Genomic DNA, 15,049 nt, shown 5'->3' with positions numbered 1-15,049 from the left:
GCCGCGCTACATCCGGCAGGCAAGCGAATGGACAGGGTACGGGCCAGATCAGCAACTGGACTTAACCGACCAGAACACGCTGCTGAACGTGACGCGGGCCATCCTCCGCAAAGAGAACGTGAAAAATGCCAGCATCCCGCAATCAGTGGTTACTGAGGGCGTTAACATGGCACTGAACAATCAGAACAACTACAAGATCGCCCCTGAAACCATGCCAGCCGGGCAACGCGGAGGAAAAATTGATATTTCAGACGCCAATATCAATGTAAACCTGCAATACCCTGATGGGCGCACACAAACCCAAAGCGTCCCGGTAAAAAGCTCTTTCACACAACCGCGCAGCTTTGCCAGTCGGTAGCGGTAGGGGCGTGCTGGCACGCAAAAAACAAAGGGCCCATATTTGGGCCCTTTTTTATGCTCTCGGCGGCGTAGGGTAGCGCCAGTGCCACGTTGGCGCTGCCATAACCCGCCGCATCTTTTCACGGGCTGCGGCGCGGATCCTTGCGTGCATCCTGCGCTTTTTCTGCGCGTCATGGGGGGCCATAACGCGCGAGGGGATCACCAGATTGGACTCAATCATATTCAGGTTTTCCCTCCTGCTTAACCGGATCGCGTAACTGGTGCTCCCGGTAGTTATCGCCCTGTTCCTGCCTCGCTTCATCCTCAGGTAAGAGGTTTAACGCAACAAGGTGCTGGAGTTCGGCATGGCGTTGACGCATATCAGCGGAGTCAGCCAGCCACTCACGGCGGGCCTTTGCCAGCCCCTCAGCCTCTTTGAGTAAAGCCGCGTCGTCATGAATAGCAGGGGAGGAATACCCCTCGTTACGCAGAACGGTGCGCAGATGTGCCAGCTGCATGACGTGATCAGAAGTGCGCTCACCCGCAGGCAAGCGCAGCGCAGACAGACAGGCCAGCAATACGGCCCGGCTGTTTATTTCCATCCCTGAGCGCTCCAGTCGATACCCTGTACAGCTGGAGAGAGCGGCTCCTCCGTCAGCTGCTGGCGAACGGCAGCGATACCGGGGGCACGGGCAGCGTCTGGAAGGCCACGAGAGGCAGAAAGAGCCTCGCTCAGCTCAACAATCTGCCCACTTGAAACGCCAGCGCTCTCACACTCGCGCAGCAGCTGCTGATCGGCAATCTGCTGCTGCCGGGCCAGATGGATTTGCTCAACCGACAGGTTGCGGGTGATCGTCATATCCGGGACGGACTGCACAGGGGAACCGCTCATTGCCTGCGCCAGCGCATCGCCAGCGGTGGATTTGGTCATGGGCTCAGTGGAGAAGCGGCGCATAACGCCAGCAATTCGCCCCTCGATCTCCTCCTGAGGAACACCAGCAGCCTCACCCGCCGCCACCATATCTTTGAGCATCTTCTGATGATGCTCCGGCACGCCCAGCTCAACACAGCTTTTCAGCGCTAAATCCAGCGACTGACGCGCCAGAGGTTGACCGGAAGCCACAGACAGCGCTTTAGTCAGCGTCACAGGGCCCTGCGCATCACGCAGCAGATCAAGAAGTTTTTGGAAGTTACCCATTAGCACGATCCCCCTGGTAATTTTTAAGCGCCAGAACCATACCCTGATTTTGCAGAAGCAGCCCCAGACGACGATCCAGCGTAACCGAAGCCGCGCCATTGCTTACTTTCGCGCCAGCCATCGCAGCCAGATCCATGGACTCACGCAGCAGAGTGCTCACGTAGGCCAGATGGGCGCTCAGATACGCATCCTCAGCCGCCCGGCTTACGTTTGCATTGAGCATATCGATCTGGTGCTGGCAGGCTGACAGCTCGCTGCGGGTGGCTGCTGCCACCTGCTGCGCCGCTACCAGTTCGTTTTGCACCTCAGGCAGAAGGGCCGGAGCCATACCACACTCAGGGCGAACCGGTTCGCCAGAACGTAGGCAGGCTTTACCCTCCTCGATCAGCTCATTCAGATTCGCCAGCTGGGACTCCAAAGAGGAAACCTGCCCATTTTCAATCTCAAGGCGCAGGCGAAGCCCGGTAGCGGCGATCTCCTGCTCGCTGACCTTATCCAGCAGACGCAGCATGTGTGACCGGAGAGTGCTTAGGTCGCCTAATTTAGGCCCGGAGACCGTCAGGCTCTCCAGCCGGGTGGAAATTTGGTCGAGTACACGATCAACGTGTTTTTCGCTTTCTTTGCTCATTCGGTATGCCCTTTCTCGTTATAGCCAGCGGAATGCTGACCCTGACAGTTTGCCGTCACGACCAGAGCGGTAGGGGGCGTGCCGTTGGCCCGCAAAGGTGACTTTTTGGGTACACCTCAAAAAAGCAGTGATTAATGCGTCTTATAGATTGATTTTTTAACTTAAAAGACGCAATATCTAAAAACGCACTACAGAAAACACCCCATAGCGCGGGAGCTAACGATGAATTGCATGATTTACATGAGGGCCAGCACTGAGACACAGGACGCCAGCCGCGCAGAGGATGAGCTCAAAACCTTTGCCGCAGCTAATGGCCTGACGATCTGCGGCTGGTATCGGGAGAATATCTCCGGCACGCAGCTGGAGCGCCCGCAGCTCAATAAACTGCTGCACGACGCCGGGCCGGGCTTTGTCCTGCTGGTTGAAAAGCTCGACCGCCTGAGCCGCCTCACCCGTTCAGAGTGGGAGCAGTTGAAAGAACGGATCAGAGCCAAACGGCTGCGCATCGTCTGCTGCGACATCCCCACGACGCTGGCGGTATTGCAGGGAGAACAGCCGACCGGGGCGGGCGGTTTCGACGTTCGCAACGTGGTACTCGATGCGCTCAACTCGATGCTGCTCGACATCGCCGCAGCATGGGCCCGCGATGACTACGAAACACGCCGTAAACGTCAGGCGCAAGGCATTAAAAAGGCAGTGGAGGCCGGGAAATATAAGGGCAAGCAGCCTAATACAGCACTGCATAAGAAGATTTTGAAGTATGCAGCAGCGGGGCACAGACCGGGAGAGATCGCCAGACTGGCGGGCTGCTCACGCTCCACGGTGCTGCGAGTAACGCGAGAGCAGTAGAAAAGATTTGGCCCCGTTGCGTTGGAGCGCAGCAGGGCCAGAGGCGGCGCGGATCAGGTGGCCACCGTAACCGCGCCTTTGTCAGAACCAACCCAATGGAACCAACATTATGATTATTGCATCACAGCGTCATACGGCGCAAACCTTCCCCGGACTCAGCATTGAGCATGGGCAGATCTACCAGCACGGAAAACCTCGCAGTGTAGCGATGAACGGGCGCGGCATTCATCAAGTAAGCCTCAGAACTACAGAGGGGCGGGTGCTGACCCTGCCCGTCTGCCGACTGTTCGAGTGGCAGGCATAACAACCGGGCCCCTTCGGGGGCCTATATCAAAATCAATATGGTGTAATGAATTACATATTATGAAAATCAATATACCCGTAGCGCTCACGCTACTCCTCGCCAGCACGCAGCTGCACGCCGGAGAGATAGCCTCCCGCTTTCTCTGCACTGACGGCACCATAATCAGGCTGGAGACCAATACCGGGCCACGCATGACTGTGACGTGGAACGGGAACCGATTCCCAGTCAGAGAACTAACCTCTGAAAGCTACGGCGTCCACATCACCGCAGGCGTGCCACAGCAGACTATCGCCATGATGGATATTTTCTGGCTGGACGGCGGAAACAGGAAATTCTTTGCAACCTTTGGCACCTCCCCGAAAGCTGACACTGTATCGGTTGAGTGTTCCCACGATTTAGGTTCTAACAAAATAAGCCTATAAAAAAGGGCCCGAAAGGGCCCTTATCTTACCTAAGGATTATCACTGCTTAGACGTTAATCTCTCGATCTCTTGAGCAATAGCATGAGCCTGCATAGAGGTGAGTTCTATCATCGTTCTACGGAAATTAGCGCCGCCCCCGGTTAACTCTTTAAAGCGACGCGCGGAGATAGCCTTAAAGCCGGTTTTAAAATCTTTGAGTGGCTTAGCGTATTTATCATCAGCTACGCCGTAATGCTCGCTTTTCACCAGCTCACCATCCACAACACCAGAAGCAATGATGCCTACGCCACTCTGATACAGATAGACGGTATCGCCTTTGGAAAGCTGACAGATGTACTCTTTCCATCCCTTACAAAAGGCCGCTGCCTCTTGGTTTTTAACCATATCGAAATGCGTTTCTTCATCGTTGTTGTAGTTCGTATTTAACATGAAGGCTTTTCTATCCATGAAGCTCGCAGCGCTATCCTCGCGCTGATCAACCAACTGCTCTTTCAATTCATCGCTAATCAGAGAGTGCTCTTTTAGTAGCTCATTCGCAGCAGCGACCCCGGCCTTAATAAATTCGCTGATCAGTGAGCTCTTAGAGCGATCAAGACTCAAAGATAGTTCGTCCAACTCATTATTTAAAATGGTTGGAAGTCGGATTGATATAGGGGCTGAAACGCTATCATCGACTTGATTAAAAAGACTATTTTTTAAAATTTCTTTCAGGTCTGGCATGGGCTTAATCTCACTATTTTAACAACTACAATTTGTATTTTTTATACTGTAATACATATTGTAGTTAACTTCAATAGAGCAATCGGTATGGCGGCAGCTGCGCTGCCACAAGGCGGTCGTGATGCCACCATGGCGTCATTCTCAATCAGCCAGGAATCCATCGCCATGGGCAGAACAACGTACACCCCACAGCAACGCCAGCAGGTGCTTATCCTCGGCAAAGAACCGGGTGCAACTGCCGCCAGCGTCGCACGTCAGACAGGGATCCCCGCCAGAACCGTGCGGGAGTGGTTCGCCAACGCCGAAAAGGAAGAACAGCAGCCGGACAACGTGACCAGCCTCATGGAGCAGCGCGAACGCGCACAGCAGCTGCTTAACGAGACACCCAGCGCGAAGATCCGACAGCTGCGCAATCACTTCACCGCCCAGCAATTCGAGCTCCTGCAACAGCACGCCAAAGACCTGTCAGGGCTCAGGGCTCGCCAGCTTAAAGCCGTTGTAGACAATGACCCCCAGATGACCCGCGCCGTGGCATCCGCGATCCTCGCCCTGCTCAAAGCGCAGGAGGCAGAGCGCCTGATGTACGACATCAAGCCCGGCACAGAGGCAGACATTATGCGCGGCGGAATGAACCGCCAGAAATGACCAAAACGGCGGGCATATTGCCACCTGTCCGCCGCTCTACCATCGTAAACCCCCGCCATACCACAAAACACCGTAGCCAAAATGTAACCGTATCATGAGGCTCTCAGCTGCCGATCTGGCACCGGGCCAGTGAATTTTGCAGTGTCCGTGCGAAAGCACGGCCCATACCGCTACCCCCTCAAACCATCCACCAAAGCAGAACCGCGTCACGCAGCTGCACCCCTCCGGGGATGCACTTTGCGACGCTATGCGGCAGCGGAGACAAAGGCGGAGACAAATAAACGTCTCCAGAGACTAAACGGGAGACAACGCAACCAATTGAATATAAAAGAAATAGACGTAAGAGACGTAAGGAGACATAACGAGAGGTTGTTTACTGCTGGCGGTGGCGGCGTGGCTGTATAGGGTATTTTATTATATTAATATATATTTATTACGTCTCTTACGTCTATATTCAATAATATCAATAAGTTAAAACGTCTATTTTATGCCTCCTTTTTGTCTCCTTTTGTCTCCACGTCTCCATAAAAAAAGCCACCTCGAAAGGTGGCTCATGCGCCTGTTTATGGGAGGTTACGCCGGAATCCTCGCTCCTTGTTTGGCCCGATGTTTTTGGCCTCCGACCATCCCAACATAGTCATGATTGCCCGGATGCGGTGAGCCGATTTTTTGTCTCTCCGGCCTAAATCCAGCCCCACAGCCTCATTGAGGAGGCGATTGGAGATCTGGCTGGGGTGGCTTTGCAGCAGCATTTCAATGGTGCCGTGCCATGGATCGTGGTCGATATAGTCCTCATGAGCGGCTTTTGCGAGCTCCTCAGCCGTCAGCCAGCTGGGCACGTTGCCCTCAGCATTGAAGATATTCAACGCCTCCGCAAACACCTGCTCACGGTCGGAGGTAAATTTATCAATCAGGCATTTATCGGTCACTGTCAGGGGGAAAAAGCGGCGGTTTCCGGTTTCATCGACAAGAAATTTCTGGGAGTTTACGGTGCCGCAGCCCATCCAGCGGCGCGGAACCTGATCGTAATAGTCTTGTTTCATGCGGCGGTTTTCATCCTTGCGCAGCGCCAAATCACGGCGGATTTTCTGCACATCGGAAGGCCGCATTTTATCCATTTCGGCATACTCCACGATCATTTTGCCGATACGCTGGCGCACAACCTCTTTGTTTTCCCCGTCGATTTCAGTGTTGGCGTACCAGTTAAAATCTGGCGCGATTGCCTCCAGCATGGTGGATTTACGCGTGCCCTGCGGGCCATATAGCACCGGAATGGCATCCGCCTTTAATCCGGGGCACACGGCGCGACCTGCCAGCGAGGTGAGGAAATAACGGCTCACCGCCGCCATATACACGGGGTTATCGTTGCACGGGACATAATGACCGAAAAACCGATCCACACGCTCCACGCCATCCCATTCAGGCAGCGAGCAAAACCAGTCCCGCAGCGAGTCAATGGCATTGAGCCGCGCAACGGCTTTAATGACGTGTTTCAGGCGCTCGCGGTCTGGCTCCTGAATGATGGAATACATGCTGCTTTTGGGCTTAGCGTAAGGCCGGAACTCATGATCGGTAAGCATACGCATGACATCAGTCACGGCGTCGGCATCCAGCGGTCTGCGGCCCTTATCGCTCAGCAGGACGGTTTCTAGCAGGAACTCGTCATAATGTGCGGAAAAGCCCAGTAACAGGCGGGCATTTTCAATAATGCGGGCGAGGTTGCGCGTGGAGTTACGGATGCGGCCCTTATCCAGCCCTGAATCGTTTTTTTCGAGGTCGGCAATCACTTTACCGATAGCGTCGCTCGCTTCTTTCAGCGCCTTGGCTTCCTCGATTGGCATTACATTATCTTGCGTATTCATCTTATGTCCTTAACTGCGAATTTTTTGCGTTAAGGCCGATACGGCGGGGCATCTTGCGAGGGAATACGGCTTGAATGGCGTCAAAATTGACGCTACAATCAGTGTTGAGTAACAAATGCCCGTCAGGTATAGTTATCTCAGTATTCCCCGGAGACGTTCCCAAGACATCGACCGGAATGCACCAGACAGTTGACGCTGCCTGAGGCGATTAAAAACCAGCTGCCCGGCTGGTTTTTTTTCGCCTGTAATCTGGGTTGCCGTTCCAAAACCGCCCAAATCAAATGCCCCCACAGAATAGCGTCGAAGGGCCAAACGATCAACGTAATTGATCCTCCGGCACTCTCATCTTTTGCATACAGATCCAAAGCCATTACGGCGTTTATGCCGTTGTGGATAAGCTATTGATGATAATGTGATTTTATCCACACTTTGCGGCCTCGTTGTGGACTGTCTTTATGTCGAGCCAACGGCTCGGCCCTTACCGCTAATGTGTCACGTTGCATTACGTCGTGTATGACGTAATAATGCACTGAAACACAAAGGGGGACGCCATGAAAGAGAACAAAACAGCTGCCCTGAGCCTCAGGCTCCCGGCAGATCTCATGCAGCTGCTTGATGAGCGAGCCAGTGCCGAACACCTCACCCGTACAGATATAGCGCTGGCTGCGCTCCGGGAGTACCTCGGCGTCGCTACTGCTCCGGCTGCGTCTGACAAGCTCGACAAGGTGATCGAATTGCTGGAAGTTATCGCCGGGAATGCCCCACAACGTAAGACAGCAGAACCACACCGTCAGACAGTGCAACACATTGAAGCAACACCGCGTAACACGGCGTCAGGCAATGAAATACAGCGTAATACAGCGCGAGCCGCCGATCCTCGTTTTCATGCTGTAGACCCTGAGGCCGATGCTATGATAGTGCGCATGAGTGCTGAGGGGGCCGGGTTGGCTGACATTACGAACGCGCTCAATGCGCTGGGCTTCACCAGTGCGACCGGGCAGGAGTGGACACGCAGCCGCCTGCGGGACTATCGGCATAAGCTGCGGGATAGTGGACTGCTCAATGGCTAAGAATAACTACGGCATTAATGGCTCACCTAACAGCCATATAGCCCACCCAGCAGGGCTCCCATGTTTTGGCTCTTTACCGGAGTTTGTTTCAAGAGGGGATGTAATACCTGCCGGGGATATATTTCTGCGCGTGGGGAATCATAGAGGCCCTAATAGCGGCTTTGGCGTGCGTCATATATGGGCAGAGCATGAAAAGGAACTGGTGCGGCTCGGTTATCATACCGTGAATGATGTGGCGCGTTTCGTGTGTGACGTTATTCAGCCAGGTGCTGGAGTGTATTGTGAGTTCAACCATCCGGGTGGGAAGCACAGGCCGAAGGTTTTACGCTCAGCGCTTGGGATCGTCATACTGGAGCCAAAAGAGGCTGACTGGGCTCAGAGCGGATGGATTTACAGCGTAGTAACCGCGTATGAGACTCACAGGACGCAAGGCACGTTGTTAGGCAGGTTATAAGTTATAAAAAGCAGAAGGGCGCAATAAGCGCCCTTCGTAATGCTTGGTAGCCGCAGCCAATCTTTAGCTCGTGGGTTCAGATACCAACCTGATTACTCAGGTTGAGCTACCGACAGGAGACCAGCCTCCTGACTGCCCAGCGCAAAGGGCCAATTACTGGTTGATACCCTCTGCGAATGCTCTTGCAGTACAACAATAGTAGACTATTGTTACGGGACATGCAACCGTCATTATCCGCGCCAGACGTGACGGGGAGCGGCTTTGCGGAGATATTTACTCTTTTTTGAAGTCTATCGGTATGGGCGGCGGTGCCGCAGTTTGTGCCAAATACACGAATAGCAGTTATCTCAGCCAGACGCTGAACGCCTCAGAGATAGCCTTTTTATCTGCATCGCCAACGGTCAGCAGCGTGAGCTCATCAATTTTTGGCAGACGGGCCAGAAGGGGATCGAGGTCAGAAATACCGAATAGCTCCAGCATCAGCGCCGTAGCGAGCGCCTCCCGCTCGGCATCGCATACGCTACGGATGACGCGGGCACGCGCTTTGGCATCCTTCACCGTCATTGCTTTGCGTGCATCTGCTGCAAACTGCGGCGTCCCTCCCCATGGGCTTTTGGTAAAGCCTGCGCGGTCGATAACCACAGAGGCCCCGCCCGGCAGCGTCTGGCGAGCACCCGGATAGAAGTTAGGCAGCAGCGTAATGGCATAATCAGCCAGCTGCCACTCCGCCATTTCTTTCTCGATGAGGGCGACAACGGAGGCGGTACTCTCTGAGTGTATTACGCTGTAATTCATTGCATACGCCCCGTGTGAGCCGCTGCGGCGCTGGCCTCGATAGCGTCAGCCATACCCGCCAGACGTTCGATCTGAGTTGCCAGACCGTTAGCGCCATGCAGCTGCTGGAGCGTAACCATTTGAGAACCGGCTACCGCGATCCATTGTGCCAGAACGGCAGGATTAGCGACGGCGTAACCTTCTCCCAGCATTGCGTCGAGGTCAGTTACGGCGCGGGCCACAAACAGCGTCGCAGTCTGGCTTGACTCGTTAAATAGCATCGTTTCGAAGTCCTGATCTGTCATGGTTTTGATACTCCTGGCATAAATAAAAAAGCCGCTTCTCCAATACGGAGAGCGGCGTGTGAATATTCAAATATGGTGAATGGCATCCGATGAGCTCGGCCCGGACAGCGTACCGTCACGACCAATGCGGGCCTCCCGGAATAACGACCGCAGGAGAACGCGGGAGTTATCAACTCCATGGCGGGCTAGCAGGTCAAAGGGATCGTTGCCGTCCTCGAACAGGCAGCGAGAAAGCGGCACGGAATAAACTGGAGGATAGCGACGAGTGTTAGCCTCCGCGATACTTTGCGCTATCTCCTCGCCTACGCCCACGTCGCCCACGATGTAGATCGGGCTGTGGTCGTAAACAATGCGCAGCTCATCAATGACTGCGGCAAAATTATTGCAGCTCATTGCACAGAACACAGGCAATGCTCCGCCCATAGCGAGAGACAGGGCCAGCCCAGAGGTAAAACCCTCGCAGATAACCAGAGGTGAACCGTGACGGGCTTTGTCGATGTTGAACGGGTAGAAGCTCCCGCCACGCTGGGCACCTTTGAGGCCGCGTTTTGCTCCGGTGAATGACAGCTCAGTTTCTGGGTTAGGGCGACCGCAAATGATCTCTATGGTACTCATCCCCAACTGCAACGTGTCGGTGATGCGATACAGAGGGATAACCAGCGAGTGATTCCAGTAAATGCCTTTGCTGGGTGCTCCTTTCTCAAAGGTACGCCAGTTTGAAGCCTTTACGTCATCCGGCAGCGGTAGGGGCAGTGCGGCTGCACTGCATTTTCTCTGCCAGTACGGCGATTGAGCCGGATCGAGACTGGCCTTGTTGTAAATCTGCGTAGCCTGCCGGACGGCAATCTGGCGCTGCCGTTCGTCAGCCTCTAGTGCTACCCGGTGGGCCTCCTCCATTTCCCGGCGCTGTGCCTCACGTTTGGCGAGGTCTGCGGCGGTCGGTTGGTAGGAGCCAAAGCGCCCAGAGTGGATCTCCGGGATAAGACCAGAATCACGCAGGAACGCGCCAGCCATGGAGAACGGGCTGAGTTTTTCGAGAGACTGAGGGCGGAGAGCGGCGCGAATAAGTCCCGCGTCAGCCGGGGCTGCATTAACGCCTGATGCGCTCCAACGCTCGCAGATAGCCTGCGCATCGCTCAGCTTCAGGATGTTAGCCCAGCAGGCGATCTGCCGTACCTGCTGCACCCATTCCATGTAAGAGGGGGCAGGCAGTACGCGGGCCAGCGCTTCATCAAACACGCCGGGCCACAACAGGAATTCATCTTTGCTCTCGCTCATTCTCAACGCTCCGGGCGTTTTTGCGCCTTGATTACCTTCTTTAGCTCCGGGGTAAGCCACCAGTAATGGCCTCCCGGATATGTCCTGCCGTCTGGGGTAGGTACTTTTCCCGCAGCGATCAGGTTGTCCAGGTGGCGAGCGCTGATCCTCAGTGATTCAGCGAGCGCCTTTCGATAAATTTTTCTCAAAGGGTTGGTCTCAACTTCAAAAGGATTTGGCCCCGAAGGGCCGGAGGTACTTTCATGCCAAAAGCATTTTGCAGGTCATAAGGGCTTATGCGGTGATGCGGGTATTTCTACCCCGGAGAGAGCCGCACTGATCTGCGCCTTTCGCTCTCACGCCCCGTAATGGGTGGAGAGCGCACCCGGCTAACCCCTCGTGGCTGGGGTGTTCTTCAACAAGCTGCCGTTGAAATTTAGCAGCGGTGCCCTTGTGAGTGCTTCCGCTGAAAGCAATATAGAAAAAATTGCGGAATTGTGTCAAGATAAAAAACACAACAAACCCAGTATTGACGCGGCTTACGGCGTGTGTGACGTAATTAAAGGTGGTCAAAAAAATGGATTCTCCAGCACCTGAAAAACTCCAGATTATCGGCGCATTTGAGGCTTACCCGGACTTGATGCCCGGTGTCCTGTTTGTCACCTGCCCGGATAAAGCAAAATCATGTGTCAGTGTCAGCACCTGCCAGCGTCTTCACGACGAAACGATAAGTCGTAAGGCAGACCCTGAGGCTTGCGCCAGACCATGCTCACGATGCGCTACGGGCGTGATTTTGTGGCGCGGTGAATCTTCACGGCTACCTCCCGTTAATATTGAGCATTGCCCTCGATGCGGGAGAACAGGGAGACTTGTTGGGAAGAAGAACGGCAGCAAGGCTACACCATGGAGCGTGTGTTGCGTGTCTTGCTGGAATCGCGTCGCTGAGAACAAAAAGGGCGTTGGAGCCCGTGGGAATCCGATCATGCAGCCGCCTCTTATGGCCCCGTGGCTTATCGGTCACGTTGAGGACGGCGTGCCTGTCTGGTCAGTCTGGATTGGCGACAGCCAAAGCGAGGCCATACAGCGCCAGCTGCTGCGTAATCCATCAACAGAGTTTCACAACCAGCGCCCCGGAGTGACAGGGTTTAATGCAAGTGGCCACCCGGTTTATTTATGCGAGAAACACCCATCGACCCCACTCAATTGGGACTGGGACAGGGATGCCCCGACAGTAGGCACAGTGCGGTTTTATTGCCCTGAATGCGAGCCGAAGGCACGCCTTCTACCGCTCGCCATTCCACGCTCCCCCATGCAGTTTATGACAGTGCAGGAAGCGGTAGAGATACACGCCACAGTGGAGGATAAAGCAGACACAGCAGCCATCTGCGCCGATTGTCACCGGGCACCGCTGCGAATTGCCAGAGACCGATCAGGCTTTGTTACTGCGTCATGCCCTTGCTGCAATGCCAGCGCTACCTCCTCCGGCAATAATGTCTCACGCAAGTGGATTGACCCGGAGCCAGTCCAGCCGCGCTATTTCGGCGTCTACCGGGCTGCATACAACGATTTCCCCCTGAGCGGTAGCGGTGCAGCTGCGCTGCAATTGGCGTCCACTTTACCCCTAACGCTGGAACGGGTGCCGCAGCTCCTGTTTAACCGCTTACGGGCCTGCATTCTGGCTGCGCTGGGCGAATGGGAGTATCTGGACGGGCTCATGATTGACACCGAACGTGGCGACGGGCCGGAACTTCTCGCCCTACTGGCACAGCTACGGGCGGCTGATTTGTCGTGACAACACACTGGAGCCTCACAACAAAAAGAGGCATCCCATGGCTATTAAAATCCCGGTCAGTGCGCAGTTTGACGCTGCTGACCTTAAACAACAGATCCAGATGGTCAACGACCAGATCCGCGTCCTTGCGTCGCAGGTTGGGCAGGCCAATAAACAGAAGTTTGAGCCCATTAACCTGCGCTCAAAAGACGATCTGAATGCTTTCATTAAGCAAATGCAGAAGCTGCTCTCCATCCAGACAGAGCTCAAGCAGACCATGGGCAAGACCGGACAGGGCGCGACTAACCCGCTTATGGCTGACTGGTCAAAGATGTATACCGATCAGGCAGTACGCATCAAAAAAATGCAGTCCATGCTCCAGTTTCTCGGCGTGGAGTTTAACGACCAGCCAGCGCCGAAACCTAAGCCGCCAGCACCTACCCCCTCAAATCCTTCACCTGCGCCTCATCGCAGGCCGCAAAATAATAACCAGCCTCCGGCATGGCAGAACCACCTTAGCACGATGCTGCGCAACGCTGGCCCGGTTGGCGGCACCATTAGCGGCGCAATGAATGCCGGGCTTTCTGGCGGTGCAGGTGCAGGGCTCATGGGCTTAGTAGGCGGTCTCGCAGCTCTCGGCGTCGGCAAAATCATTGGTGCGGTTGCGGACAAGATCGGACAGGCGCAGGACAACGTGATCGGGCTGGATAAGCTCTATCGTCAAGTGGGCGGAATTGTCAGCTTTTCCAGCCTCCAGCGTGGTGTCATGAGTACCGCCAACCGTCTGGGCATGACCAACGGTGACGCCATCGCGCTGGCCTCCACTTATTCCCGCGCCGCTAACATCCAGCCGGGCCAGAACCTTGGCACCGGGATGCTGGTTTCTGGCGGTCTGGCCCGCTCCTACGGCCTCGACCCAAACAGCGTCGCGGGCACAATCGGACAGCTCTCCGCCTCCCGTGTCGTAAATAACGATCAGCAGCTGCGCCGCATGGGCCTGCTCATGGGGGAGGCTATCGGCAAATCAGGTGCGTTTGCTCAGGCTGGCGAAGCTATGCAGGCAATCAGCGACTTTGCCACCCAACAGGCACGCATGAGCCTGACCGCGCCTAATGTGCCTGGCTATGCGGGTGCAATGGCTGGCCTGATGAGCTCAGGGATCCCCGGCATGGATTTGCTGGGCTCCACCAACCTTCTGGGCCGCGTTAATGCGAACCTTCAGCGCGGTGGCGCGATGGGCGACCCATCACGGGCATTTATGGCCCGCATGGCCCTCCGCAACGGCATCAATAACCCGATGGCGCTTGAAGTCCTCCAGTCTGGCGGCGCTTTCGGCACAATCAGCAGCACTCTGGGGCCTGATTCGCTGTACGGTCAGCGTTTCGGCGGCAATTATCAGGGCGATCAGACTCTTCTCGATATGACCCGGCAGAGCATCCATCGCGCCTATGGTTACGGCCCTGATTCAGTCGTAGCGCTCTCTCGCCACCTTGGCGTCGGTATCAACGATGCGCTGGCGCTCGACCAGATGAGTAGCGCAGACATGAGCGGCGTTTCTGATCGCCTCAGCCGCCTGAAACTTGACCCCAGCAGCGTAAACGCGACCAGCTACGCCGCACTGGGACAGATCCAGAGTGGGAAAGGGTTGGAGATCATGGGCAATGAGTACCTCAAGCGTGGGAGCCTTGATGCTGGCGAACGCCAGCGCCTTACCGATGCCCTTAAAGGGACTGACCCGGAGAAACTGAAAGACGTACTCACTCAGGTAGCCGCAACGCATGGCCCGGCAAAGACAGAGGGAAGCGAGATCCGCGATAACGTAGCGAAGCTCAACAACCAGTTTGAAGACTACGCACGCCGCGCCCTGCCTGCTCTCGATGTGATGCGCATGGCGCTGGTCAAAATGACCGGGGGCAGTGAGGACAGTCTGCGCCGCGATTATGAGAAGGGGATGCGCCTCGATACGCAGCAGCAGGCCCGCCGCAAATACGGCTGGCGTCTCGATGCCTACCAGCAGGAAATGAACACCTTGCAGGACAAGGGCGTCGGTATGCAGACCATGGGGCCAGATGGCGACCGATACAGGGCACTGAAACGCCAGCAGCACCTCATGCGTCAGCAGCAGCTCAACTTTGTAGAGCAGGGCAATGCAAATGCACACGCAGCTGCATACGGCCCGCAAACAGCAGGAGAGGCTGCGCTCGACAGCAACTATATTTCTTCACCATCCGCCGCCGCAGCTGGCAGCGGTGCTGCCGGAAACTGGGCAGGGAACAATGTCGGCAACGTGAAAGACGTTAACGGCAACTGGCGGCGCTTCCCATCCCAGCAGGCAGGCGTCGCAGCGTCGGCGGGGCAGCTGCTGCGCTATAGCACCGGGGCATTCAAAGGCGGACGCAAGCGCACCCTGCGCGAGATTGTCAGCACATATGCCAGTGGCGATCCTGAGGT

The 15,049-nt window shown here is 55.6% G+C and carries 17 protein-coding genes and 1 pseudogene; 9 read left to right on the top strand and 9 right to left on the bottom strand.

Annotation, left to right across the window (positions count from 1 at the left end; genetic code table 11):
* A pseudogene (locus tag ACQG1Y_RS26270) lies at window positions 1-358 on the top strand (lytic transglycosylase); the annotation flags it as partial.
* Between the two features lie 54 nt (window positions 359-412).
* Here the strand turns inward: ACQG1Y_RS26270 and ACQG1Y_RS26265 are convergent.
* From ACQG1Y_RS26265 to ACQG1Y_RS26250, 4 genes are read right to left on the bottom strand one after another with little or no spacing between them, the layout of a single operon-like run.
* Complete coding sequence (locus ACQG1Y_RS26265) at window positions 413-580, bottom strand: hypothetical protein (RefSeq protein WP_164965969.1); 168 nt, start codon at window positions 578-580, stop codon at window positions 413-415.
* Entirely contained in the window at window positions 573-941 is a 369-nt protein-coding gene (locus tag ACQG1Y_RS26260; RefSeq protein WP_008324018.1) for a hypothetical protein, read from the bottom strand. The genes ACQG1Y_RS26265 and ACQG1Y_RS26260 overlap by 8 nt, the downstream gene beginning before the upstream one ends.
* Window positions 932-1,537 (bottom strand): low temperature requirement protein A, encoded by a 606-nt coding sequence (locus ACQG1Y_RS26255; protein ID WP_426737499.1) that lies wholly within the window; start codon window positions 1,535-1,537, stop codon window positions 932-934. Before ACQG1Y_RS26255 ends, ACQG1Y_RS26260 begins: the two co-directional genes overlap by 10 nt.
* On the bottom strand, window positions 1,530-2,165 hold the full coding sequence (locus ACQG1Y_RS26250) for a hypothetical protein (protein WP_024008470.1): 636 nt from the start codon (window positions 2,163-2,165) through the stop codon (window positions 1,530-1,532). Before ACQG1Y_RS26250 ends, ACQG1Y_RS26255 begins: the two co-directional genes overlap by 8 nt.
* Window positions 2,166-2,387: 222 nt before the next feature.
* On the opposite strand from ACQG1Y_RS26250, the gene ACQG1Y_RS26245 reads away from it, so the two are divergent.
* The 3 genes from ACQG1Y_RS26245 to ACQG1Y_RS26235 all read left to right on the top strand — a co-directional run bounded on the left by ACQG1Y_RS26245 (window position 2,388) and on the right by ACQG1Y_RS26235 (window position 3,740).
* Window positions 2,388-3,014: a recombinase family protein gene (locus ACQG1Y_RS26245; protein ID WP_024008471.1), complete on the top strand. Its 627-nt coding sequence runs from the start codon at window positions 2,388-2,390 to the stop codon at window positions 3,012-3,014.
* Between the two features lie 109 nt (window positions 3,015-3,123).
* Window positions 3,124-3,318, top strand: coding sequence for a hypothetical protein (locus ACQG1Y_RS26240; protein WP_008324022.1), 195 nt, complete (start codon window positions 3,124-3,126; stop codon window positions 3,316-3,318).
* A gap of 59 nt (window positions 3,319-3,377) precedes the next feature.
* Complete coding sequence (locus ACQG1Y_RS26235; RefSeq protein WP_063922100.1) at window positions 3,378-3,740, top strand: hypothetical protein; 363 nt, start codon at window positions 3,378-3,380, stop codon at window positions 3,738-3,740.
* 39 nt (window positions 3,741-3,779) lie between these two features.
* Here the strand turns inward: ACQG1Y_RS26235 and ACQG1Y_RS26230 are convergent, their stop codons facing one another.
* On the bottom strand, window positions 3,780-4,460 hold the full coding sequence (locus tag ACQG1Y_RS26230; protein WP_024008472.1) for a hypothetical protein: 681 nt from the start codon (window positions 4,458-4,460) through the stop codon (window positions 3,780-3,782).
* Between the two features lie 87 nt (window positions 4,461-4,547).
* On the opposite strand from ACQG1Y_RS26230, the gene ACQG1Y_RS26225 reads away from it, so the two are divergent.
* Entirely contained in the window at window positions 4,548-5,105 is a 558-nt protein-coding gene (locus ACQG1Y_RS26225) for a transposase (protein WP_024008473.1), read from the top strand.
* 563 nt (window positions 5,106-5,668) lie between these two features.
* On the opposite strand, the gene ACQG1Y_RS26220 is transcribed toward ACQG1Y_RS26225, so the two are convergent.
* Entirely contained in the window at window positions 5,669-6,967 is a 1,299-nt protein-coding gene (locus tag ACQG1Y_RS26220; RefSeq protein WP_024008474.1) for a VapE domain-containing protein, read from the bottom strand.
* Window positions 6,968-7,518: 551 nt separating this feature from the next.
* Between ACQG1Y_RS26220 and ACQG1Y_RS26215 the strand changes: the two genes are divergently transcribed.
* Entirely contained in the window at window positions 7,519-8,037 is a 519-nt protein-coding gene (locus ACQG1Y_RS26215; protein ID WP_426737492.1) for a ribbon-helix-helix protein, CopG family, read from the top strand.
* Window positions 8,038-8,833: 796 nt separating this feature from the next.
* Here ACQG1Y_RS26215 and ACQG1Y_RS26210 read toward each other — a convergent pair.
* The 3 genes from ACQG1Y_RS26210 to ACQG1Y_RS26200 form a co-directional block, all read right to left on the bottom strand.
* The gene (locus ACQG1Y_RS26210; RefSeq protein ID WP_024008464.1) at window positions 8,834-9,286 is read right to left on the bottom strand and encodes a hypothetical protein; all 453 of its coding nucleotides are present in this window, start codon (window positions 9,284-9,286) and stop codon (window positions 8,834-8,836) included.
* Window positions 9,283-9,570 carry a hypothetical protein gene (locus ACQG1Y_RS26205; RefSeq protein WP_024008465.1) on the bottom strand — a complete coding sequence of 96 codons (288 nt, stop codon included), beginning with the start codon at window positions 9,568-9,570 and terminating at the stop codon, window positions 9,283-9,285. Before ACQG1Y_RS26205 ends, ACQG1Y_RS26210 begins: the two co-directional genes overlap by 4 nt.
* 66 nt (window positions 9,571-9,636) lie before the next feature.
* The gene (locus tag ACQG1Y_RS26200) at window positions 9,637-10,848 is read right to left on the bottom strand and encodes a hypothetical protein (protein ID WP_024008466.1); all 1,212 of its coding nucleotides are present in this window, start codon (window positions 10,846-10,848) and stop codon (window positions 9,637-9,639) included.
* 378 nt (window positions 10,849-11,226) lie between these two features.
* Here ACQG1Y_RS26200 and ACQG1Y_RS26195 point away from each other — a divergent pair, with 378 nt between their 5' ends.
* The 3 genes from ACQG1Y_RS26195 to ACQG1Y_RS26185 all read left to right on the top strand — a co-directional run.
* Window positions 11,227-11,424, top strand: coding sequence for a hypothetical protein (locus ACQG1Y_RS26195; protein WP_032145639.1), 198 nt, complete (start codon window positions 11,227-11,229; stop codon window positions 11,422-11,424).
* Between the two features lie 385 nt (window positions 11,425-11,809).
* Entirely contained in the window at window positions 11,810-12,619 is an 810-nt protein-coding gene (locus ACQG1Y_RS26190; protein ID WP_199123130.1) for a hypothetical protein, read from the top strand.
* A gap of 37 nt (window positions 12,620-12,656) precedes the next feature.
* A partial coding sequence (locus ACQG1Y_RS26185) for a lytic transglycosylase (RefSeq protein WP_426737487.1) occupies window positions 12,657-15,049 on the top strand: 2,393 nt, incomplete at its 3' end.

Origin of the sequence: Enterobacter cloacae complex sp. 397G4 (genome assembly GCF_050031515.1) — a bacterium.
Classification (GTDB): Bacteria; Pseudomonadota; Gammaproteobacteria; order Enterobacterales; family Enterobacteriaceae; genus Enterobacter; species Enterobacter hormaechei_C.
This window is presented reverse-complemented; position numbering and strand designations above follow the sequence as displayed.

What these genes read in the sequence shown, in the direction of transcription:
- ACQG1Y_RS26240 (WP_008324022.1), top strand. Translation starts at nt 3,124, where the DNA reads ATGATTATTGCATCACAGCGTCATACGGCGCAAACCTTCCCCGGACTC.
- ACQG1Y_RS26220 (WP_024008474.1), bottom strand. Translation starts at nt 6,967, where the DNA reads ATGAATACGCAAGATAATGTAATGCCAATCGAGGAAGCCAAGGCGCTG.
- ACQG1Y_RS26215 (WP_426737492.1), top strand. Translation starts at nt 7,519, where the DNA reads ATGAAAGAGAACAAAACAGCTGCCCTGAGCCTCAGGCTCCCGGCAGAT.
- ACQG1Y_RS26210 (WP_024008464.1), bottom strand. Translation starts at nt 9,286, where the DNA reads ATGAATTACAGCGTAATACACTCAGAGAGTACCGCCTCCGTTGTCGCC.
- ACQG1Y_RS26245 (WP_024008471.1), top strand. Translation starts at nt 2,388, where the DNA reads ATGAATTGCATGATTTACATGAGGGCCAGCACTGAGACACAGGACGCC.
- ACQG1Y_RS26200 (WP_024008466.1), bottom strand. Translation starts at nt 10,848, where the DNA reads ATGAGCGAGAGCAAAGATGAATTCCTGTTGTGGCCCGGCGTGTTTGAT.
- ACQG1Y_RS26235 (WP_063922100.1), top strand. Translation starts at nt 3,378, where the DNA reads ATGAAAATCAATATACCCGTAGCGCTCACGCTACTCCTCGCCAGCACG.
- ACQG1Y_RS26225 (WP_024008473.1), top strand. Translation starts at nt 4,548, where the DNA reads ATGGCGGCAGCTGCGCTGCCACAAGGCGGTCGTGATGCCACCATGGCG.
- ACQG1Y_RS26265 (WP_164965969.1), bottom strand. Translation starts at nt 580, where the DNA reads ATGATTGAGTCCAATCTGGTGATCCCCTCGCGCGTTATGGCCCCCCAT.
- ACQG1Y_RS26250 (WP_024008470.1), bottom strand. Translation starts at nt 2,165, where the DNA reads ATGAGCAAAGAAAGCGAAAAACACGTTGATCGTGTACTCGACCAAATT.
- ACQG1Y_RS26190 (WP_199123130.1), top strand. Translation starts at nt 11,810, where the DNA reads ATGCAGCCGCCTCTTATGGCCCCGTGGCTTATCGGTCACGTTGAGGAC.
- ACQG1Y_RS26260 (WP_008324018.1), bottom strand. Translation starts at nt 941, where the DNA reads ATGGAAATAAACAGCCGGGCCGTATTGCTGGCCTGTCTGTCTGCGCTG.
- ACQG1Y_RS26230 (WP_024008472.1), bottom strand. Translation starts at nt 4,460, where the DNA reads ATGCCAGACCTGAAAGAAATTTTAAAAAATAGTCTTTTTAATCAAGTC.
- ACQG1Y_RS26255 (WP_426737499.1), bottom strand. Translation starts at nt 1,537, where the DNA reads ATGGGTAACTTCCAAAAACTTCTTGATCTGCTGCGTGATGCGCAGGGC.
- ACQG1Y_RS26205 (WP_024008465.1), bottom strand. Translation starts at nt 9,570, where the DNA reads ATGACAGATCAGGACTTCGAAACGATGCTATTTAACGAGTCAAGCCAG.